General features: G+C 60.0%; 19 protein-coding genes and 1 pseudogene. 12 read left to right on the top strand and 8 right to left on the bottom strand.

What is annotated here, in order from left to right; translation table 11 throughout:
* The first annotated feature begins 161 nt into the window (after positions 1-161).
* The 4 genes from HX793_RS20280 to HX793_RS20265 are packed head-to-tail and all read left to right on the top strand — an operon-like array spanning position 162 to position 4,247.
* A complete protein-coding gene (locus tag HX793_RS20280; protein ID WP_038842258.1) occupies positions 162-1,511 on the top strand; it encodes a GntT/GntP/DsdX family permease in 1,350 nt (449 codons plus the stop codon).
* Positions 1,512-1,523: 12 nt separating this feature from the next.
* Positions 1,524-2,384: a MurR/RpiR family transcriptional regulator gene (locus tag HX793_RS20275; protein ID WP_177096865.1), complete on the top strand. Its 861-nt coding sequence runs from the start codon at positions 1,524-1,526 to the stop codon at positions 2,382-2,384.
* A gap of 1 nt (position 2,385) precedes the next feature.
* Complete coding sequence (locus HX793_RS20270; protein ID WP_177052293.1) at positions 2,386-3,849, top strand: N-acyl-D-amino-acid deacylase family protein; 1,464 nt, start codon at positions 2,386-2,388, stop codon at positions 3,847-3,849.
* Positions 3,850-3,878: 29 nt separating this feature from the next.
* Positions 3,879-4,247 carry a glyoxalase superfamily protein gene (locus HX793_RS20265; protein WP_177096867.1) on the top strand — a complete coding sequence of 123 codons (369 nt, stop codon included), beginning with the start codon at positions 3,879-3,881 and terminating at the stop codon, positions 4,245-4,247.
* A gap of 640 nt (positions 4,248-4,887) precedes the next feature.
* Here HX793_RS20265 and HX793_RS32045 read toward each other — a convergent pair.
* The 5 genes and pseudogenes from HX793_RS32045 to HX793_RS20245 form a co-directional block, all read right to left on the bottom strand.
* A complete protein-coding gene (locus HX793_RS32045; protein ID WP_370636473.1) occupies positions 4,888-5,751 on the bottom strand; it encodes a methyl-accepting chemotaxis protein in 864 nt (287 codons plus the stop codon).
* Positions 5,743-6,672: pseudogene (locus tag HX793_RS32040) on the bottom strand (methyl-accepting chemotaxis protein); the annotation flags it as partial. The pseudogene HX793_RS32040 and the gene HX793_RS32045, both read right to left, overlap by 9 nt.
* A gap of 304 nt (positions 6,673-6,976) precedes the next feature.
* Entirely contained in the window at positions 6,977-8,806 is a 1,830-nt protein-coding gene (locus tag HX793_RS20255; RefSeq protein ID WP_177096868.1) for a CocE/NonD family hydrolase, read from the bottom strand.
* A 34-nt stretch (positions 8,807-8,840) separates the two neighbouring features.
* Entirely contained in the window at positions 8,841-10,268 is a 1,428-nt protein-coding gene (locus tag HX793_RS20250) for a YfcC family protein (protein WP_177052290.1), read from the bottom strand.
* 109 nt (positions 10,269-10,377) lie between these two features.
* Positions 10,378-11,274, bottom strand: a complete 897-nt coding sequence (locus HX793_RS20245; protein ID WP_177096871.1) for a LysR family transcriptional regulator — start codon at positions 11,272-11,274, stop codon at positions 10,378-10,380.
* 184 nt (positions 11,275-11,458) lie between these two features.
* Between HX793_RS20245 and HX793_RS20240 the strand changes: the two genes are divergently transcribed.
* Together HX793_RS20240 and bamJ are read left to right on the top strand one after the other, a co-directional pair.
* Positions 11,459-12,682: an OprD family porin gene (locus HX793_RS20240; protein ID WP_177096873.1), complete on the top strand. Its 1,224-nt coding sequence runs from the start codon at positions 11,459-11,461 to the stop codon at positions 12,680-12,682.
* A 105-nt stretch (positions 12,683-12,787) separates the two neighbouring features.
* A complete protein-coding gene (gene bamJ / locus HX793_RS20235; RefSeq protein WP_016976188.1) occupies positions 12,788-13,405 on the top strand; it encodes a BamJ family beta-barrel-assembly machinery protein in 618 nt (205 codons plus the stop codon).
* Positions 13,406-13,559: 154 nt separating this feature from the next.
* On the opposite strand, the gene HX793_RS20230 is transcribed toward bamJ, so the two are convergent.
* The 3 genes from HX793_RS20230 to HX793_RS20220 form a co-directional block, all read right to left on the bottom strand.
* Entirely contained in the window at positions 13,560-13,817 is a 258-nt protein-coding gene (locus HX793_RS20230) for a PA4570 family protein (protein ID WP_003194088.1), read from the bottom strand.
* 162 nt (positions 13,818-13,979) lie between these two features.
* Positions 13,980-14,321 (bottom strand): zinc ribbon domain-containing protein YjdM, encoded by a 342-nt coding sequence (locus HX793_RS20225; RefSeq protein ID WP_177059909.1) that lies wholly within the window; start codon positions 14,319-14,321, stop codon positions 13,980-13,982.
* A 115-nt stretch (positions 14,322-14,436) separates the two neighbouring features.
* Positions 14,437-15,405, bottom strand: a complete 969-nt coding sequence (locus tag HX793_RS20220; protein ID WP_057724030.1) for a polyprenyl synthetase family protein — start codon at positions 15,403-15,405, stop codon at positions 14,437-14,439.
* Positions 15,406-15,644: 239 nt separating this feature from the next.
* Here HX793_RS20220 and rplU point away from each other — a divergent pair, with 239 nt between their 5' ends.
* The 6 genes from rplU to HX793_RS20190 all read left to right on the top strand — a co-directional run bounded on the left by rplU (position 15,645) and on the right by HX793_RS20190 (position 19,962).
* A complete protein-coding gene (gene rplU / locus HX793_RS20215) occupies positions 15,645-15,959 on the top strand; it encodes a 50S ribosomal protein L21 (RefSeq protein WP_007950961.1) in 315 nt (104 codons plus the stop codon).
* Between the two features lie 34 nt (positions 15,960-15,993).
* Complete coding sequence (gene rpmA / locus HX793_RS20210) at positions 15,994-16,251, top strand: 50S ribosomal protein L27 (RefSeq protein WP_003176049.1); 258 nt, start codon at positions 15,994-15,996, stop codon at positions 16,249-16,251.
* A 193-nt stretch (positions 16,252-16,444) separates the two neighbouring features.
* Positions 16,445-17,668, top strand: coding sequence for an Obg family GTPase CgtA (gene cgtA, locus HX793_RS20205; protein ID WP_016976186.1), 1,224 nt, complete (start codon positions 16,445-16,447; stop codon positions 17,666-17,668).
* A 111-nt stretch (positions 17,669-17,779) separates the two neighbouring features.
* Positions 17,780-18,898, top strand: a complete 1,119-nt coding sequence (proB, locus tag HX793_RS20200; protein WP_025999729.1) for a glutamate 5-kinase — start codon at positions 17,780-17,782, stop codon at positions 18,896-18,898.
* Positions 18,899-18,913: 15 nt separating this feature from the next.
* Complete coding sequence (locus HX793_RS20195; RefSeq protein ID WP_015885841.1) at positions 18,914-19,378, top strand: CreA family protein; 465 nt, start codon at positions 18,914-18,916, stop codon at positions 19,376-19,378.
* A gap of 101 nt (positions 19,379-19,479) precedes the next feature.
* A complete protein-coding gene (locus HX793_RS20190) occupies positions 19,480-19,962 on the top strand; it encodes a glutathione peroxidase (RefSeq protein ID WP_016976184.1) in 483 nt (160 codons plus the stop codon).
* The last annotated feature ends 200 nt before the right edge of the window (positions 19,963-20,162 follow it).

The following is a 20,162-nucleotide window of genomic DNA, read 5'->3' as shown; positions in this document are numbered from 1 at the left end:
GAACACCCCTTGAATTTTCATGCACACCTGTCGGGCATATCCCAACGCGACAGCGCTTGCCTGTGAGCGAAAATTACTTTCATAAAAATTGAAAATAATCTTCGGTAATGATTTATGAGTTTCACAACCAATTCGACGTGACCCTTTCCGAGGAGTACCGCATGGCCGCATCACCGGGCTTCGGGCTATTGGCATACGCTGCCATCGCCATCATTGCTTTGATCGTGCTGATTGCACGTTACCGGCTCAACCCGTTTATCGTCATCACCCTGGTGTCCATTGGCCTGGCGCTGATGGCCGGGATGCCGGCAGACACCATCATGGGCTCGTATGAAGCGGGCGTCGGCAAGACCTTGGGGCATATCGCCCTGGTGGTGGCGCTGGGCACCATGCTCGGCAAGATGATGGCCGAGTCCGGCGGCGCCGAGCAGGTGGCACGCACGTTGATCAACCGCTTTGGCGAGCGCAACGCGCACTGGGCGATGGTGTGCATCGCCTTCCTGGTGGGGTTGCCGCTGTTTTTCGAGGTCGGTTTTGTGCTGCTGGTGCCGATTGCCTTTACCGTGGCGCGGCGGGTGGGCGTGTCGATCCTGATGGTCGGTTTGCCGATGGTCGCCGGCTTGTCGGTGGTGCATGCGCTGGTGCCGCCGCACCCGGCGGCGATGATGGCAGTGCTGGCGTACAACGCGTCGGTGGGGCAGACCGTGCTCTACGCCATCCTGATTGGTATCCCGACGGCAATCATCGCAGGTCCCGTCTACGCCAAATTCATCGTGCCGCGTATTCATCTGCCGGCGGAAAACCCACTGGAACGCCAGTTCATCGACCGCGAACCGCGTACCCGCTTGCCGAGTTTTGCGCTGACCATGGGCACCATCCTGTTGCCGGTGGTGCTGATGATGATCGGCGGTTGGGCCAACGTGATTTCCACGCCGGGCACCGGTTTCAATCAGTTCCTGCTGTTTATCGGTAACTCGGTGATCGCGCTGCTGGTGGCGACCTTGGTGAGCTTCTGGACCTTGGGTATTGCGCAGGGCTTCAACCGCGAATCGATCCTCAAGTTCACCAATGAGTGCCTGGCGCCGACCGCGAGCATCACTTTGTTGGTGGGCGCGGGCGGCGGTTTGAATCGCATTCTGGTGGATGCGGGGGTGACCAACGAAATTCTCGGCCTGGCCCATGCTTTCCATCTGTCGCCGCTGGTGATGGGCTGGTTGTTTGCGGCGCTGATGCGTATTGCCACGGGCTCAGCCACCGTCGCCATGACCACCGCGTCCGGCGTGGTAGCGCCGGTTGCCATGGGCCTGGGTTATCCACACCCTGAATTGCTGGTGTTGGCCACCGGCGCGGGTTCGGTGATCTTTTCCCACGTGAACGACGGCGGCTTCTGGCTGATCAAGGAATACTTCAATATGACGGTGATCCAGACCTTCAAGACCTGGACCGTACTGGAGACTCTGATATCGGTGGTCGCCTTCGGTCTTACGTATGGTCTGTCCTGCATCTTGTAACCCGGAGCCCCCATGGACATCCTCTACCAGATCCGCGCCCGCCAGGACTCCTTCAGCGCCGGCGAAGGGCGTATCGCCAAGCTGATGCTCGATGACGTGGGCTTCGCCGCGTCAGCCAGCCTTGAAGAATTGTCCCAACGGGCCGAGGTCAGTACGGCCACCTTGTCACGCTTTGCACGCAGCGTAGGGTGTCGGGATCTGCGGGATTTGCGCCTGCAATTGGCCCAGGCCAGTGGCGTCGGCAGCCGCTTCCTCGACCCTGCGGGGTTGCCGGAGCAGTCGGCGTTTCATCGGCAGATCCTGGGGGATATCGAGGCGACCTTGCGCCAGCACTTGTCGGGGTTCAACCAGGCGAGTTTCGTCGATGCAGTGAGCCTGCTGGGCAAGGCGCGGATGATCCATGCGTTCGGCATGGGCGGCCCTTCGAGCCTGTGCAGCGATGAGTTGCAGGTGCGTCTGGTGCGCCTGGGTTATCCGATTGCCGCTTGCCACGACCCGGTGATGATGCGCGTCACGGCGGCGACGCTGGGGCCCGAGCATGCGCTGATTGTGTGCTCCCTGACCGGCCTCACCCCTGAGCTGCTCGACGTAGTGACCCTGGCACGCAACTACGACGCGCGCATCGTCGCCATCACCCTGGCGGATTCGCCCTTGGCGCAGTTGGCCGATGTGCTGCTACCACTGCAACCGGCCGAAACCAGTTTTATCTACAAGCCCACCGCGGCGCGCTACGGAATGCTGCTGGCCATCGACCTGCTCGCCACCGAGCTGGCCTTGGCCCTGCCGGACGACAACCAGGAACGCCTGCGCCGGATCAAGCTGGCCCTGGACGATTATCGCGGCGGCCCCGACAGCCTGCCGCTTGGAGACTGATATGAAGTACGACACGCTGATCCGCCAGGCGCTGATCATTGATGGCAGCAACACCCCCGGCTATGTGGCCGATGTGGGGCTGCGCGACGGGCGCATCGAGACGATTGGTGATCTGTCGGCCGCGACGGCCGAGCATGAAATCGAGGCGAACGGACGCGTGTTGGCGCCGGGGTTTATCGACGTGCACACCCACGATGACACCGTGGTGATTCGCCAGCCGCAGATGCTGCCCAAGCTCAGCCAGGGTGTGACCACGGTGATTGTCGGCAACTGTGGTATCAGTGCGTCGCCGGTGACGTTGCGCAGTGATCCGCCGGACCCGATGAACCTGTTGGGCAGTGCTTCGGCGTTTGTTTATCCGCGTTTCAGCGACTATCGAGCGGCGGTCGAAGAGGCTCATCCAGCGGTCAACGTCGCCGCGTTGATCGGCCATACGGCGCTGCGCAGCAACCATATGGACGACCTGCATCGCACCGCTTCATCGGATGAAATCGCCGCCATGCGCGTGCAACTGCAAGAGAGCCTCGCAGCCGGTGCCCTCGGCTTATCCACAGGCCTGGCCTACGCCAGTGCGTTCAATGCCTCGACCGACGAGGTGCTACAACTCACTGAAGAACTCACCGCGTTCGGTGCGGTGTACACCACCCATTTGCGCAGTGAGTTCGAACCGGTGCTGGAGGCGATGGACGAGGCGTTCCTGATCGGCCGGCATGCCAAGGCGCCGGTGATCATTTCCCACCTCAAATGTGCCGGCGCCGGTAACTGGGGGCGTAGTCCGCAGCTGTTGGCATCGCTGGAACTGGCGGCGAAAACCCATCCGGTGGGCTGTGACTGCTATCCCTATGCGGCGAGTTCTTCGACCCTGGACCTCAAGCAGGTGACCGACGCGTTTCGGATCACCATCACCTGGTCGACGCCACACCCGGAAGTGGGCGGGCGTGATTTGCAGGATATTGCCGCTGAGTGGGATGTTTCGTTGATGGACGCAGCCCGTCGGCTACAACCGGCAGGCGCGGTGTATTACGGGATGGATGAGGCGGATGTGCGACGGATCCTGGCGCATCCGTTGTCGATGGTCGGCTCGGATGGGCTGCCGGAAGATCCGTTCCCACATCCGCGTTTGTGGGGGGCGTTTCCACGGGTGCTGGGGCATTTCAGCCGGGATGTGGGGTTGTTCCCACTGCACACCGCCGTGCACAAGATGACAGGGTTGTCGGCGGCGCGGTTTGGTTTGGCTGAGCGCGGTGAAATTCGTGAAGGGCATTGGGCCGACCTGGTGCTGTTCGACCCGTTGCGCGTACGCGATGTGGCGGACTTCAAGGAACCGCAGCGCGCGGCGGAAGGCATTGATGGGGTGTGGGTCAACGGCGTGCTGAGCTACAGCGATGGGCAGGCGAACGGTCAGCGGTCGGGTCGGTTCCTGGCGCGCAGCGGGGATTTGCGTCGGGGTTTTTCGCCTCTATAGTGGGCGCTCATTTAAACGGAGCGGTTGCCATGCACTTAGGAAAAGTCATCCCCATCCTGCGGATTTTCGACGAGGTCAAGGCGCTGGAATTCTACGTCGACTTTTTGGGGTTCAAGGTGGATTGGCAGCATCGTTTCGAGGCGAATTTTCCGCTGTATTTGCAGGTTTCGCTGGGCGAGTGTGTGTTGCATCTGACCGAGCATCATGGTGACGCATCTCCAGGCGCAGCGGTGCGGATTCAGGCTCCGGGTGTGGACGCCTACCAGCAGCAATTGATTGGCAAGGATTACCGGTACGCCAAGCCAGAGGTTGAGGAAACGCCTTGGGGCTCGCGGGAGATGAGCATCAAGGATCCGTTTGGGAATCGGGTGGTGTTAGTTGAGGAAGGCGAGGGCTGAGGGGTAAATTGCAGGCAATAAAAAACCGCCTTAGTAGGGCGGTTTTTTTTTGCAAACCCAGTTAGTGGCTGGGGGTGCGATCTCAAAGATGCGTTGACCCGCAGGCGGATACTACCGCCAGTCAATTTATCGCGCAAGGTTAGGCGATGGTCGGCACTGATGATCTTGAGCATTTCATTTTGTCGATTTCCGCTGCAAAAGTTTGCAATAGATCTTCGAAACAAATACCGGGTGTTTAACCACTGTCTGTCACACCTTCTTGGCGGATTTTGGTTAGGCTTCACCCCGTTCTGCGTTGGTTGCTTTTAGGTGAGCCGGGTACGCGCGCGCGAATTTTTGGACTGATCGCCACGGGCTAGTAATCCGTGCCGGATTCATGCGAGATGCCCACTAGCCCGGCCGCCTCAAAGATGCGATGACCCGCGTCCAAAGGCTCACGTGTTCCGGTAAGTGCGCTGGAGGTAAGGCCCAACCTAGGGAGGGCCGAGTATGTCTAAGTTTGCACGACGTACGTGGAACCTCGTAGTGAACTGCCTGCGTGCTTATCACGTCTGGAAGTTCCTGCGGGACAGCTTCGATGACCGTTAAAGTCTGAGAAGTGGAGCCGCCTCGGTGTATACCAAGGCGGCTTTTTGGTTTCTTACACCCGGAAATGGCTGACCATCTGCTGCAACTGGCTACCCAATCGCGCCAATTCAACGCTCGACTTGGCCGTCTCATCACTCGCCGTAGCGGTCTGCTCCGACACATCCCGCACATTCACAATGCTGCGGCTGATTTCTTCAGCCACGGCGCTCTGCTGCTCGGCGGCGGCGGCGATCTGCTGGTTCATCGACTGGATATTCGACACCGTCCGGGTGATGTTCTCCAGTGACACACCGGCCTTGCGCGTCAGCTCGACACTGCTGTCAGTGAGGCTGCGGCTGTTGTTCATCACGTTGGCCACTTGTTGGGTGCCGTTCTGCAAACCGGCGACCAGGCCTTCGATTTCCTCGGTGGATTTTTGCGTGCGCTGTGCGAGGCCGCGTACTTCGTCAGCCACTACGGCAAACCCACGCCCGGCTTCACCCGCCCGCGCTGCTTCGATCGCGGCATTGAGCGCCAGCAGGTTGGTCTGTTCCGCGACGGCCTTGATCACGTCCATCACGCTGCCGATCTTGTTGCTCTCTTGCTGCAGGTGGGTCATGGCGTCAGTGGAACGTGCCACTTCAGCGGCCAGACGCTCGATCTGGGCGATGGCTTCAGCCACCACCTTGTCGCCTGCGCGGGCTTGGCCGTCGGCATCGGCGGCGGCCAGGGAAGCCTGCTCTGCGTTGCGCGCCACTTCCTGCACGGTGGCAGTCATTTCGTGCATCGCCGTGGCGACCTGGTCGGTCTCGATTTTCTGACTGTTTACACCGGCACTGGTCTGCTCGGTCACGGCCGACAGTTCTTCGGCGGCGCTGGCGATCTGTGTCACGCCGTCACGAATACCGCTGATCAATTCGCGCAAGGTGGTGCCCATGCGCTGGATGCCTTGTTGCAGCACGCCCAACTCATCGCGACGAGTGACCTGAATGTTGTGGCTCAAGTCGCCGGAGGCAATGCGCTCCACCACCGCCAGGGTTTCCTGGATCGGGCGGGTGATCTGGCGGGTGATAACCCATGCGGCAATGACGCCCACCAGCAACGCCAGCAAGGTGCTGATCAGTTGCAGGCTGCGGGCCTGGGCGCTTTCGGCGTCGCGACGGGTCAGCTGGATTTCATACAGCTTGTCGCTGATCGTGACGATATCAGCGCCCTGGGTGGTCATTTCGGCACGGGCGGTGACGATGTTGGCGTTGGCGGCCTTGTAGTTCTGCACAGCGCTGCGATAGGCGCCCAGGGCGGTTTCCAATGCGGTCAGCGCGCTTTGCTGGCTGGCGCCAAAGGCGGCGCTAAGGTCTTTCAAGCCGGCGATGGCTTTTTCAATCTGTGCGGCAGCGCGGGCTTCGGTTTCCGGGCTGACGTTGCCGGTGTAGCCACGCACTTCATAGCGGGCCAACTGGAATTGCATCTTGGCATCGGCCACCGCCTGGAACTGAGCCAGGTGCTCCGAGCTGTCAGGCATTTGCTTCACGCTGGTTTCCAATGCGTTGATCTGTGCATTGGCGATATCCGCCTTGTCGCCCATCACTTGGCGCGAAGCGTTGCCGTTGCGGTAGGCCTCGCGCATTTTGTTCAGTGACTGTTGGTAAGCGGTGATGATGGATTTCTGCTCGTTGAGCAGCTTGAGGTTTTCCGGGCTCTTGAAGCTGTCCAGCAGTTTCTGTTGCTGGGCAGCGAAGGCATCCAGGTTGGTTTGTACGTTCTGGGCCACGGCTTCGTCGCCATTGGCGAGCATATATTGCAGGCGCACGATGCGTAGTTTGGTCAGCGACGCATTCAGCTGGGTGATGTCGCTCATCCAGTTGCTGCGGTCGATCAGGCCGCCCAGGCTGGTCCAGCCGGTGAGGGCCAGGATCGAGGTGAGGACCAGTACCAGGCCGAAGCCCAGGCCCAGTTTGAGGTTGACGCTGATGTTGCCGAACCAGCTATTCATCGAATGCTCCGCAAAAGTGATGTCTGTCTGCTGGACGGTATTGTTGTTTGAGCCAGCCAAGGTGTAGCGGTATATCGGCGGCATGGCGTGAATCTGAAATGCTTTTGTTCTGTGGGGCGACGAAGGGTCGCCAAGGCCGTGCAGCCATGGCGACCGGTATCAGTGTTCGTCAGACCGGTAAGTGGGCGGTGGGCACCACCGTCAGCCTGAGGCAGGAGGCCGCATCGCGGCTCAGATGCACGGTATTTCGCGCGATCTGGGGCTGGCGGGCCTGGCCTGAGGGTTCGCCGCTGTTGGGGTTGACGTCAAAGCGTGGGAAGTTGCTGCTGGCGATGTCCAGGCGCAGTCGATGGCCACGCTTGAATTGATTGCACGTGGCAAAGGGTTCGATCAGCACCTTGACCCGTTCACCCGGCGTGAGAGGCGTGGGTTGCTCCCAGTCGTCGCGATAGCGGCAGCGGCGGATGCCGTCGGTGATGTTCATCGCAAAACCGTCGGGGTAATCGGCGCTGGGCGGGTACACGTCCACCAGTTTGGCGGTGAAGTCGGTGTCGGGCGCGTCACTGTCGATCCACAGTTCGATCTGCACGTCACCCGCGACGATCAGGTCGTCGTCGAGGGGGGGCGTTTGAAAACTCAGTACGTCTTCACGCTGGGACAGGGCGCTATTGTCACCTTGGGTGCCAAAAAAATCGGCACGTTCGCGTTGGTCGAAAGCACCGCCCACAAAAACCGGACCGCCGGAAGTCAGTGCGCCGCCGAGGGTCGGGACTGGGTTGGCGGGGTCGGCAAGGTAACTCAAATGGGCGTCTGGTTCGTCCGGTGCGGTACGGCTCAATTGGCCCTGTGCATTTAGGTACAGGGTCATTGCCTGGCTGCCCGGCAAGGGCCATTGTGCCGACTGAATCCAGCGTCCGCCGTGTTGCAGGCGGCCGTTGTGGTCGCGCGTGCCGCTGCCTCCGCCCATCAGAAACACCTGCACGCGCGCCTGCGCATGAGGCGATGGCTTGAGGGATTGTTCGAACCAGGCCAGGCGACAGCTCAGCCAGTCTTCATCGACCTGGCCATCGAATGCGGCGTCAGGCCCGAATTCCACATCGCCGCTGTGGCTGATATTGCGATCGCCATGCAGCCATGGGCCCATGACCAACCGCTGGGGCGCGGTACCGTTCTGGTTGAAGGCGCGGTAGTTGGCCAGGGTTGAACTGACATAAGCGTCGTACCAACTGGACATGAACAGCACCGGAATATCAGGCAGTTGCGGGTAATGGCCTTCGGCGTACAGGCCGACCTTCTGCCAGTACTCACTGAAATCGCCTTGGGCCCACTGCTCCAGCAGATAGGCTTCGTATTCCGGCACATGGCGCAAGGGCGACTGGCCGGGCTGCCACGGCATGCGCGTAAACCACTGATGAATATCCTCCTGCTCCAGCGCTTCGCGAATAGCGGGATTGGCCAGGGCCGTGGGGCTTTCCTTGGCCTGGCGAAAAGCCCAGGTGGCCTGCTTGAGTTCGAAGGCACCGCCCTGGCGAATCCCGCATTGGTAAGCGTTGGCGAAACCGCCGCTGTCCAGCACCATGCTGCTCAACCCAGGCGGGTGCAGGCAGGCCATCGCCAACTGTGTGTGGGCTGCGTAGGACAGGCCCATGCTGCCGATCTTGCCGTTGCACCAGGGCTGGCGGACGATCCAGGCCAGGGTGTCGAAACCATCCTCGCCCTCGGCGATGTATTTGGTGAACACGCCTTCGGAGGCATAGCGCCCACGGCAGTCCTGGAAGATCGCGACAAACCCTTGCGCGGTAAACCGTGCGGCCATCTGCTCCCGTGAGAGGTGCTGGCCGTCGAGCTGTTTTTCCGAGCGCGAAGGTTTGCACTTGTCGTAGGGCGTGCGTTCGATCACCACGGGAAAGGGACCTTCACCGGTGGCTGGTAAGTAGATGTCGGTGGCCAACCGGACGCCGTCGCGCATCGGGATCATTTGGTCGTACAGGGTTTGCATGGCTAAAACATTTCCTTGGAAAACGCTCATCGGTTCAGTACCCGCTGGTGACCGCAATGGCCAATAACACCATGGCCAGCACGGCATAGATCAAGAACAACGGCAGGATGAAGCGCGCCCATTGACCCCAGCCGACATTGGCGGTGGCCAGTAACACCAGCAAGCCGCTGGAGGTCGGGGTGATCATGTTGGTCAGGCCGTTGCCCATCAGAAAGGCAAATACGGTGGTTTGCGGGCTCACGCCGGAGAGTTGGCCCAACGGGCCGAAGATCGGCATGGTCACGGCGGCCTGGCCGGACGTGGAGGGGATCAGTACGTCCAACCCCAGTTGCGCGAAGAACATGCCGTACGCCGAAACGATCGGGCCGTGGTCACCGACCAGGTTGGCCAGGCTGTTGACGATGGTGTCCAATACCTGGCCGGTGCTGAGGATGATTTCTACCGCCGTGGCCAAACCGATCAGCACACCGGCAATCAGCACTTTCTTCATGCCGTCGACAAAGGCACTCGCGGCGACGCTTGCGCCCAGCCCGGCGATGACGCTGAAGGCCACGGTCAGCAACAGGTAGAACGCCGACAGCTCATGGTATTTCCAGCCCCAGCGGTTGGAGGCGTACACCAGGAAACCGATGCCCGTCAGCAGCACGCTCAGGTTGATCAGGTGGCGCATGGGCAAGGGTTTGCGTTCGAATGTGATCTGCGCGCTGGCATCAAAACCGTGCCGGCGGATGCTCCACAGCACAAAGGCAATCCCCACCAACAGAAAGGTCCCGTAGGCCAGCACGCGCATGCTCAAACCACTGAAAATCGGCAGCCCGACCATCGGCTGGGCCACCGACAATGCCACCGGATTAGAGATCGACGCCAGGTAGCCGATCTTCACCGAGATGGTGACGATGGCCAGCCCGATCAGGTTCGACAGCCCCAGCCGATTGGCCATGGCGACCATCAGCGGCACAATCAGGATAAATTCCTTGGCCAAGCCCATGAAGGTACTGCCGGCAGAAAACACCAGCATCAGGCTCGGCACCAGCACGTAGATATTGCCGCGAGTCAGCCCCAGCAAGCGTTCCAACCCTGCATCGATCACGCCGGCCTTGTTCAGCACACCGAACATGCCACCAATGAACAGCACCATGAAAATCAGCGCCGCACGTTTCTCGATGCCTTGGGGAATCGCCATGAAGCCTTCTACCAGCGATACCGGGCGGGCCACGGTGTCGCCGGCTTTGCGCGGTTCCAGGGCGAATAGCTGGCCAAGTGAGTCGTGTTTCTCCAGCACTTGGTAGGAGCCCGGCACCACCAAGCCATTCTGGCGTTGGAACTGGCCTGAGTTCACCGCGTAGGTGAACGCGATAGCGAGCAAAACGATGCTCAGCAGGATGATGGCGGGGTTGATCTGTTTGCGTTGCGTGGTTTTGTCCACCGCCGCGTGGGTAGGAATGCTCTGCGATTCGCTCATGCTGGTAGCCCCGGCGTGCGCCGTTGTTGTTGTAGGGGGGGGACGCTTGTGGGGCGGACACTAGGGCAAAGTTTTTACGGCGACAACGTTATGCGTGCGGTGGGTTGGGCTATGCGTTTTGTGCAGCCAAGCGCTGCTTGAGGTGCTCGGCAAACGCGATCACGACCTGTGACCTAGGCTCATTGGCGCGAAAGGCCAGGCCGAATGTGTATGGCAGCACAGGGTGAAAGGGACGGGTGACAATCGGCAAGTGTCGGAAGTGACTGGCCAGCAACCCATTGACGATCGATACCCCGAGGCCTTCGGCGACAAAGCTGCAGGCGGCGCCTACCGAATGCACCTCTACCCGTACCTGGGGGGTAAGGTTGGCGGCGCGAAAAACCTGGTTCAGCTCCGCCCGCAGCGCCCGTTGCCGGCCCAGCATCACCAGCGGAACGTCACGCAGGTGCTGCACGTCGATACACGCATGCCGGGTCAATGGGTGATCGGCCGGCATGACACACACGCCTTCGGTTTGCAGTACTGGCTCGATGTCAAAGTCCGGGATTTCGGTGGGCAGGCGCACAAAGCCCAGGTCGGCGGAACGGTCCAGCACGGCGCGCTCGATCATGTCGTAGGAGCCGGTCAGCAACTCGACGACGGTGTCTTCATGGTGCTTGAGAAACTCTGCGACGATCTGCGGCAACAGTTCCTGGGTCATGCTGGTGGGCACCCCGACCTTGAGCAGGCTCTTGCGCGAGCGACCTATACGCATTTCATCGGCCAGGCGCTGGATACGCTGCATGCCGTCCACCAGCCCGGCGACCTCGGTCAGCAATTCCTCGGCTTCCGGCGTAGCCATCAGGCGGCCTTTTTTACGCAGAAACAACGCGAAACCCAACGTGTCCTCCAGTTGGCTAAGCAAGCGGCTGACCGCCGATTGCGAGAGGCCCATACGCGTCGCTGCGCCGATGGTCGAACCGGTGGCCATGATCGCTTTGAAGGCTTCGAGTTGCTTGAGATTCACCGTGTTTTTCCTGTCCGTGGCGAGGGCGCGCACTGCTTCACGCATAGCCTGATGCGCATCTCGCATAACGTTGTGGGGCTGTGGAGGAGCCGTTAGTGTCCGCCCCAATGCGACATCGCGTCCAGCCTGTCGCACGGTGCAACTGCCCATAAAAAATCGACAATACGGCATTGAGGGAAACGTAATGCGTGAGCTTTTCACGAGGGGAGGAGTGGTCTGTGCGGGGTTGTTGGCGAGCGTGTCGCCAACGCTGATGGCCCAGGGGTTTTGGGAGGATTCCCATGGGCGCCTGACCTTGCGCAATTTCTACTTCAACGACGGTTATCGGGATGGCGGCGAAGACCGTAAGGAGTGGGCGCAGGGTTTTCTGCTCAACCTTCAATCGGGATACACCGAAGGCACTGTGGGGTTTGGCCTGGATGCCCTGGGGTTGGCGGGGCTACGCCTCGACTCCAGCCCGACCCATGCCGGGACAGGCTTGTTGCCTGTACACGATGACGGTCACGCTGCCAGTGAGTTCTCCAGCTTGGGTGTTACCGCCAAGTTACGCTGGGGTGAGGCGGAGGTGAAAACCGGCACGCTGCTGCCGAAGATTCCAGTGTTGGTGCACAACGATGGCCGCCTGTTGCCGCAGACTTTCCAAGGCACCCAAGTGGAGTACAAGGGTATTCAGAATTTGTACCTGCATGTCGGGCACTTGGATAAATTCAAGCAGCGTAACTCCACCGACAGTGTGGATATCTATCCCCAGGGCTACAGCGGCAAAAAGGGCAGTGACTTTGATTTTGCCGGTGCAACGTACGCCTTCACGCCGACACTCAGTGGCACTTGGTACTACGGCGAAATGCGCGAGTTCTATCGCCAGCAGTTTTTCGGTCTTGTGCATAAGCAACCGCTGGGCAGTGGCACGTTGACCAGTGACCTGCGCTACTTCATCAGCAGCGACGCGGGGGAAGCACGCAATGGGGTTGTGGACAGTGACATGTTCAGCGGTCTGTTTACCTACCGCTTGGGTGCACAGGCGCTGGGCGTGGGTTACCAGAAGGTCAGCGGCGACACAGCACTGCCTTATGCCAGTGTCTCGACGGTGTATTCCTTCAGTAATGCAGGTGTAGGCAAATTCATCCAAGCGGGTGAGCAAACTTGGATGCTGCGCTACGACTATGATTTTGCCGCAGTACTCCCAGGCCTGAGTTTCATGACCCGTTATTACAAAGGCGAAAACGGTGATTACAAGGGGCGCGAGGCGCGGGAGTGGGAATCGGACACCAATCTGCGTTACGTGATCCAGGGCAGCACCCTCAAAGGCCTGGGGGTGGAGGTGCGCAAGGCAACCTATCGCTCGACCTATGCCAGTGACCGCGACAACTATCGGCTCTACCTGACTTACGAGCTGGCACTGTGGTAGACGGGGCGGGGGGCTGATCAGAGGCCGGTCTTGTGTGCTAGTCTGCGGGCCCTTTTAGTTCTGGATTGCGCGGGAAACCGTGTTGTCCTACAGCGGAGCCTCTTCATGTCCGAAGTTAATCTGTCCACCGACGAAACCCGCGTCAGCTACGGTATCGGCCGTCAGTTGGGCGACCAACTGCGCGACAACCCGCCACCGGGCGTGAGCCTGGACGCGATCCTGGCTGGCCTGACCGACGCTTTCGCCGGCCAGCCAAGCCGTGTGGATCAAGAGCAAATGGCCGCCAGCTTCAAAGTGATCCGCGAAGTCATGCAAGCCGAAGCGGCTGCCAAGGCTGAAGCGGCTGCTGGCGCTGGCCTGGCTTTCCTGGCTGAAAACGCCAAGCGCGATGGCATCACCACTCTGGCCTCCGGCCTGCAATTCGAAGTGTTGACCGCAGGTGACGGCGCCAAGCCGACCCGTGAAGACCAAGTGCGCACTCACTACCACGGTACCCTGATTGACGGCACTGTGTTCGACAGCTCCTACGAGCGCGGCCAGCCTGCAGAATTCCCGGTGGGCGGCGTGATCGCCGGCTGGACCGAAGCCCTGCAACTGATGAATGCCGGCAGCAAATGGCGCCTGTACGTGCCGAGCGAACTGGCTTACGGCGCTCAAGGCGTTGGCAGCATCCCGCCGCACAGCGTTTTGGTGTTCGACGTCGAGCTGCTCGACGTTCTGTAAGACCTGCCGATTACCTGTGGGTGCTGGGCTTGTGTGGGAGCGGGCTTGCTCGCGAATGCGGTGGATCAGTCTGCTTATCTGTAGCTGACACTCCGCTTTCGCGAGCAAGCCCGCTCCCACATAAAGCCCACATCCACAAGTTTTGCGTGGTCGCTCATGGATGGAACTTGCCATTCAGTTCCGTCGCCGGGCGCAACGCTCGGGCATAGCAGAACAGAAACAGGTTGCGCACCACTTCCTTCAAAACTCCGGGCTCACTGGAACTCAGGCCATTCACATCCAGGTCGCCCTGGTCCTGCAGTTCATTCAGCGCTTCCTCTTCCAGTACCGCACAGACTTCACCGGTTTCCCGATGCAGGATCCGCAGGTAAGGGTGTGGGCGGTCCAGCCAGGCATCTATCAAATAAGTCATGGGTCTCATCTCCTTGATGGGTTTCAATGAGAATAATTCTTATTCATAGAATAGCAAGTGCCTATTGGCGGTTTGTGGTTTTTTCTGTGTGGATATTGCGCGGGATCAAACAAGAGGGCAAAACGCCATCCCGCGGCGGGCGCGGGATGGAATGGAGCATATTCAGACTTTACGCACGAACTCGGACTTGAGCTTCATCGGGCCGATACCGTCGATCTTGCAGTCGATATCGTGGTCGCCGTCGCACAGGCGGATGTTCTTGACCTTGGTGCCGACCTTCACGACCAGGGAAGTGCCCTTGACCTTGAGGTCCTTGATCACGGTGATGGTGTCGCCGTCCTGCAGCACATTGCCGACGGAGTCTTTTTTCACGGCGTCATCGCTGGCCGTTTCGGCCTCGCCATTGACGGACCACTCATGGGCGCATTCCGGGCAGATCAGCTGGGCGCCGTCTTCGTAGGTGTATTCGGAATTGCATTTCGGGCAGGGTGGCAACGTGCTCACTAAGGCTCCTTGAGAGTCAGGATGGCTAAAGGGCGCACATTATATAGGGTTTTGCAGTCTTACAGGTTGGATGAAATCTAAATGTGGGAGGGGGCCCTCCCACATAGGCCGTGTTTTAGTGAGTACGCGCGACCGCGAACTCACTCAGCTCGACCAGGGCGTCGCGGTATTCGCTGGCGGGAAGGGCTTCCAGGCATTTGATTGCACGGGCCACGTAGTCACGCGCCAGTTGGGCGGTGTACTCCAGCGAACCCGAAGCTTCCACGGCGGCGCGGATGGCCTCCAGGTCTTCGATCCCGCCTTTCTGGATCGCCTTGCGCACCAGGGCGGCCTGTTCCGGCGTGCCTTCGCGCATGGTGTAGATCAGTGGCAGGGTTGGCTTGCCTTCGGCCAGGTCATCACCGACGTTCTTGCCCAGGGTTTCAGCGTCGCCCTTGTAGTCGAGCAGGTCGTCGACCAGTTGGAACGCTACGCCCAGGTGATCACCAAAGGTGCGCAAGGCCTCGGCCTGCTCGGCCGTTGCGCCACACAGCGCAGCGGCGCTGTGGGTGGAGGCTTCGAAGAGCATCGCAGTTTTGCCGCGAATCACTTCCATGTAGGTTTCTTCGGTGGTGCTGGCGTCACGGACCTTCGACAACTGCAGCACTTCGCCTTCGGCGATGATGCGGGTGGCCTGTGAAAGAATCTTCATCACCGGCATCGAGCCGAGTTCAACCATCATTTCGAACGAGCGCGAGTACAGGAAGTCGCCCACCAGCACACTAGGGGCGTTGCCCCACATGGCATTGGCGGTCTCACGGCCACGGCGCATGCCGGACATGTCGACGACGTCGTCATGCAGCAGGGTGGCGGTGTGCAGGAATTCGATCGTGGCCGCCAGCAGGCGCAGGTCATCGCCTTCGCGACCCAGGGCCTTGCCGCACAGCAGCACTAATAAAGGACGCAGGCGCTTACCGCCCGCCGACGTAATATAGTCGCCAATTTTGGAGACCAGCGGCACTTTAGACGTCAGCTGCTGCTTGATGATGCCGTCGACGGCGCTAAAATCGTCCGCGACCGCGCGGTAGAAAGCTTGGGGTTGCATCAGCGACAGTCGCTCCAGAAGGGTTGCGCGGCATGCTAGGACCCAGGCCCCCCAGTGTCAAGGCGCGATAGACGGCCCCTTGCAACACCTCTTTACCTTGCGTACAATCGCGCACCCTGAACTTCCTGGGCAGCACCTGCCTTACGCAATTGCATTCGGGACGTCCATCCCATGCAGCCATGCCAGCCAATACCTCTTCTTATAAAGCGCTGGGTGAGCAGGATTATCGGAGAAATACCATGTCGTACGCAGTAATTGTTACTGGTGGCAAGCAATACAAAGTCGCCCCAGGTGAATACCTGAAGATCGAAAAACTGGAAGTCGCTACCGGCGAATCCGTTACTTTTGATCGCGTTCTGTTGGTCGCCAATGGCGATGACGTGAACATCGGCGCTCCAGTTGTTGCTGGCGCTACCGTTGTGGCTGAAGTGATCTCCCAAGGTCGTCACGATAAAGTCCGCATCATCAAGTTCCGTCGTCGTAAGCACCACATGAAGCGTATGGGCCACCGCCAGTGGTACACCGAGATCAAAATCACCGGTATTCAGGCTTAATTTCAGCCTAATTCCTCACTAGGAGAATTGACTCATGGCACACAAAAAAGCTGGTGGTAGTACCCGTAACGGTCGCGACTCAGAAGCCAAACGCCTTGGCGTGAAGATGTATGGCGGCCAGAAAATCATTCCGGGCAACATCATCGTGCGTCAGCGCGGCACCCAATTCCACGCCGGTTACGGTGTAGGCATGGGTAAAGATCACACCCTCTTCGCGAAAATCGAAGGCGTGATCAAGTTTGAAGTAAAAGGCGCGTTCAACCGCCGTTACGTGAGCGTTGTCGCAGCTTAATTGCGAGATCGCTGGAAAAGCCCTGTCTTGCGACGGGGCTTTTTCGTTTGTGGGGTGAGTCTCTTGCAAAGCTGTTTGTAATGGGCTCAGGCGCTGGTTCTGCGGTCGCTGATTGAGGTCGCTGCGCTCATTTTTGCAAGAGTCTTATGTCTTGGTTTCTTAAGCTCGTCCGTGCGGCGAGAGGCGTTTTGTTATGAAGTTCGTTGATGAAGTTTCCATCCGAGTAAAAGCAGGCGACGGCGGTAACGGTTGCATGAGTTTCCGTCGCGAAAAATTCATCGAAAACGGTGGCCCCAACGGCGGTGACGGCGGTGACGGCGGTTCCATCTACATGATGGCCGACGAAAACCTCAACACCCTGGTCGACTACCGTTACACCCGGCACTTCGATGCCGAGCGTGGCTCCAACGGCGGCAGCACCGACTGCACCGGTAAGAAAGGCGAAGACCTGGTACTGCGCGTACCGGTCGGTACCACGATTATCGATTCTGCGACCCAGGAAGTGATCGGCGACCTGACCAAGGCTGGCCAGAAGCTGATGGTTGTGCAGGGCGGCTGGCACGGCCTGGGTAACACCCGATTCAAGTCCAGTACCAACCGTGCGCCACGCCAGACCACGCCAGGCAAGCCGGGCGAGCAGCGTGACCTCAAGCTGGAAATGAAAGTACTCGCTGATGTGGGCCTGCTGGGCCTGCCGAACGCTGGTAAAAGTACCTTCATTCGCTCGGTGTCGGCCGCCAAGCCGAAAGTCGCCGACTACCCGTTCACCACCCTGGTGCCAAACCTCGGTGTGGTCAGCGTCGACCGTTGGAAAAGCTTTGTGATCGCCGACATTCCCGGCTTGATCGAAGGTGCCTCCGATGGCGCTGGCTTGGGGATTCGCTTCCTCAAGCACTTGTCGCGTACCCGTTTGCTGCTGCACCTCGTCGACATGGCGCCGCTGGATGACACCAGCGCACCGGACGCCGCCGAAGTGATCGTCAGCGAACTGACCAAGTTCAGCCCGGCCCTGGCCGAGCGTGATCGCTGGTTGGTGCTGAACAAGTGCGACCAGATCCTGGAAGAAGAGCACGAAGAGCGCGTCAAGGAAATCGTTGACCGCCTGGAGTGGGAAGGTCCGGTCTACGTGATCTCGGCCATCGCCAAAGAAGGCACCGAGCGCCTGACCCGCGACATCATGCGCTACCTCGAAGACCGCGCCGACCGCCTGGCGGCCGACCCGGTGTTCAAGGCCGAACTGGCTGAGCTCGATCAACAGATCGAAGACGAAGCCCGTGCCCAGCTGCAAGCCCTGGACGACCAGCGTGCCCTGCGCCGCAGCGGCGTGAAGTCGGTCCATGACATCGGTGACGATGATTGGGACGAAGAAGACGTGGATGATGAAGACGGTCCTGAAATCATTTACGTGCGTGACTGATTCGTTGCGATAAACTTGAACGCCGCTCCTGTTAGAGCGGCGTTTTAGTATCCGGGTTTAACGTTATGGGCCGCGCTGGGTCGCGCAGCCCTCAATCTAAGGTTGAAGATGATGCGGAGCAAAGTGACAGGTGCGCAGCGCTGGGTCGTGAAGATCGGCAGTGCGTTGCTGACGGCGGATGGCAAGGGGCTGGATCGCGCAGCCATGAGCGTCTGGGTCGAGCAGATGGTGGCCTTGCATGAGGCCGGTGTTGAATTGGTGCTGGTATCGTCCGGGGCGGTTGCCGCCGGGATGAGCCGCCTCGGCTGGACCGCGCGACCCAGCGCGATGCACGAACTGCAAGCCGCCGCCGCCATCGGCCAGATGGGCCTGGTGCAAGCCTGGGAATCCAGCTTTGCCGAGCACGGCCGACACACGGCGCAGATCTTGCTGACCCACGACGACCTGTCCGACCGCAAGCGCTACCTCAATGCCCGCAGCACCTTGCGTGCGCTGGTGGAGCTGAAAGTCATCCCGGTGATCAACGAAAACGACACCGTAGTCACCGACGAAATCCGCTTTGGCGACAACGACACCTTGGCCGCCCTGGTGGCCAACCTGGTGGAAGCCGACCTGCTGGTGATCCTCACCGACCGCGACGGCATGTTCGACGCCGACCCGCGCAACAACCCCGAAGCCCAGCTGATCTACGAAGCTCGCGCCGATGACCCGGCGTTGGACGCCGTGGCCGGCAGTGTCGGCGGCGCCCTAGGCCGCGGCGGCATGCAGACCAAGCTGCGTGCAGCACGCCTGGCGGCGCGTTCCGGCGCCCACACCATCATCATTGGCGGGCGCATCGAGCGCGTGCTGGACCGGCTCAAGGCGGGCGAGCGCATCGGTACGCTGTTGTCGCCGGAACGCGGCATGCTGGCGGCGCGCAAACAATGGCTGGCCGGTCATCTACAAACCCGTGGCACCCTGGTGCTGGACGATGGCGCCGTATCGGCGTTGTCCCAAGGCAACAAGAGCCTGCTGCCGGTCGGCGTCAAGTTGGTGCAGGGCAGCTTCCGCCGGGGCGAGATGGTGGTGTGCGTGGCGCCGGACGGTCGTGAGATCGCTCGCGGCCTGGCCAACTACAGCGCCCTCGAAGCCCAGAAAATCATTGGACAATCCTCCGATGCGATTGTCGGACTACTAGGTTACATGGCCGAACCAGAGCTGGTTCACCGCGATAACCTGATCCTGGTTTAACCAAAGGAATACACCATGCGTGTCATGAAGGGATTGCTCGGCCTGCTGTTGGCCATGCCACTGTTGGCCTCTGCTGAAGAAATCGGCCAGGTGTCGACAGTGTTCAAGTTTGTCGGCCCCAACGACCGGATCGTGGTTGAAGCCTTCGATGACCCCAAGGTCGACGGTGTAACCTGCTATCTGTCCCGCGCCAAGACCGGCGGTGTCAAAGGCGGCCTTGGCCTGGCCGAAGACCGCGCCGAAGCTTCGATTGCCTGCCGTCAGGTCGGCCCGATCCGCTTCAAGGGCGAGCTCAAGGACGGCGACGAAGTGTTCAAGGAGCGCACCTCGTTGGTGTTCAAGACCATGCAGGTGGTGCGCTTCCTCGACAAGAAGCGCAACACCTTGGTTTACCTGGTGTACAGCGACCGCCTGATCGAAGGTAGCCCGCAAAACGCCGTGACCGCCATTCCGATTTTGCCCTGGCCTACCGCTCAGTAACCCGCGGGCGGGTTTTGCAATCGGCGTCTATGATTGCAGGCTTGCGGGTTGTAATCTCGACGTGCCGCAATGCGAAGAATATGGGATATCTGGAGTTCGTCATGAGTGCTTTCCACGACCTGAAACTCAAAGCTTTGGACGGACAAGAGCTGCCGCTGGCGCCCTTCAAGGGGCAAGTTGTGCTGGTGGTCAACGTGGCCTCCAAATGTGGTTTGACCCCGCAATACGCCGCGCTGGAGAACCTCTACCAGCAGTACAAGGACCAGGGATTTACCGTGCTTGGCCTGCCGTGCAATCAGTTTGCCGGTCAGGAACCGGGCACCGAGGAAGAAATCCAGGAGTTCTGTAGCCTGAATTACGGGGTGAGCTTCCCGCTGGGCAGCAAACTTGAGGTCAACGGGCCTGATCGTCATCAGTTGTACCGCTTGCTGGCGGGCGAGGGTGCCGAGTTTCCTGGGGACATCACCTGGAATTTCGAGAAGTTCCTGCTGGGCAAGGATGGGCGGGTGCTCGCACGCTTTTCCCCGCGTACTGCACCGGATGATCCGACGATCGTCCAGGCCATCGAAAAAGCCCTGAGCTGAACCCTTCCCCTTGTAGGAGCGAGCTTGCTCGCGAAAAACCTGAGAGCGCTACGTTCGCCCAGAATGTCCCGCGTTGTCGTTGGCGATTTTCGTGAGCAAGCTCGCTCCTACAGTGATCAAGGCGCTTTTACCCTTTAATCACTCAGATCAATAGTGCTGTTCAGCCCTGCACGAGCCCCATATTATCCACGTCATAAACC

It is taken from the genome of Pseudomonas reactans (genome assembly GCF_013387025.1).
Lineage (GTDB): Bacteria > Pseudomonadota > Gammaproteobacteria > Pseudomonadales > Pseudomonadaceae > Aquipseudomonas > Aquipseudomonas reactans.
The sequence above is the reverse complement of the archived record's forward strand: the minus strand, read 5'-3'. Positions and strand labels throughout refer to the sequence as shown.

What these genes read in the sequence shown, in the direction of transcription:
- HX793_RS20195 (WP_015885841.1), top strand. Translation starts at nt 18,914, where the DNA reads ATGCGTGTCATGAAGGGATTGCTCGGCCTGCTGTTGGCCATGCCACTG.
- HX793_RS20190 (WP_016976184.1), top strand. Translation starts at nt 19,480, where the DNA reads ATGAGTGCTTTCCACGACCTGAAACTCAAAGCTTTGGACGGACAAGAG.
- HX793_RS20220 (WP_057724030.1), bottom strand. Translation starts at nt 15,405, where the DNA reads ATGCAACCCCAAGCTTTCTACCGCGCGGTCGCGGACGATTTTAGCGCC.
- HX793_RS20280 (WP_038842258.1), top strand. Translation starts at nt 162, where the DNA reads ATGGCCGCATCACCGGGCTTCGGGCTATTGGCATACGCTGCCATCGCC.
- HX793_RS20265 (WP_177096867.1), top strand. Translation starts at nt 3,879, where the DNA reads ATGCACTTAGGAAAAGTCATCCCCATCCTGCGGATTTTCGACGAGGTC.
- proB (WP_025999729.1), top strand. Translation starts at nt 17,780, where the DNA reads ATGCGGAGCAAAGTGACAGGTGCGCAGCGCTGGGTCGTGAAGATCGGC.
- HX793_RS20250 (WP_177052290.1), bottom strand. Translation starts at nt 10,268, where the DNA reads ATGAGCGAATCGCAGAGCATTCCTACCCACGCGGCGGTGGACAAAACC.
- HX793_RS20270 (WP_177052293.1), top strand. Translation starts at nt 2,386, where the DNA reads ATGAAGTACGACACGCTGATCCGCCAGGCGCTGATCATTGATGGCAGC.
- HX793_RS32045 (WP_370636473.1), bottom strand. Translation starts at nt 5,751, where the DNA reads ATGGGCACCACCTTGCGCGAATTGATCAGCGGTATTCGTGACGGCGTG.
- HX793_RS20275 (WP_177096865.1), top strand. Translation starts at nt 1,524, where the DNA reads ATGGACATCCTCTACCAGATCCGCGCCCGCCAGGACTCCTTCAGCGCC.
- rplU (WP_007950961.1), top strand. Translation starts at nt 15,645, where the DNA reads ATGTCGTACGCAGTAATTGTTACTGGTGGCAAGCAATACAAAGTCGCC.
- HX793_RS20230 (WP_003194088.1), bottom strand. Translation starts at nt 13,817, where the DNA reads ATGACTTATTTGATAGATGCCTGGCTGGACCGCCCACACCCTTACCTG.
- bamJ (WP_016976188.1), top strand. Translation starts at nt 12,788, where the DNA reads ATGTCCGAAGTTAATCTGTCCACCGACGAAACCCGCGTCAGCTACGGT.
- HX793_RS20240 (WP_177096873.1), top strand. Translation starts at nt 11,459, where the DNA reads ATGCGTGAGCTTTTCACGAGGGGAGGAGTGGTCTGTGCGGGGTTGTTG.
- rpmA (WP_003176049.1), top strand. Translation starts at nt 15,994, where the DNA reads ATGGCACACAAAAAAGCTGGTGGTAGTACCCGTAACGGTCGCGACTCA.
- HX793_RS20255 (WP_177096868.1), bottom strand. Translation starts at nt 8,806, where the DNA reads ATGCAAACCCTGTACGACCAAATGATCCCGATGCGCGACGGCGTCCGG.
- cgtA (WP_016976186.1), top strand. Translation starts at nt 16,445, where the DNA reads ATGAAGTTCGTTGATGAAGTTTCCATCCGAGTAAAAGCAGGCGACGGC.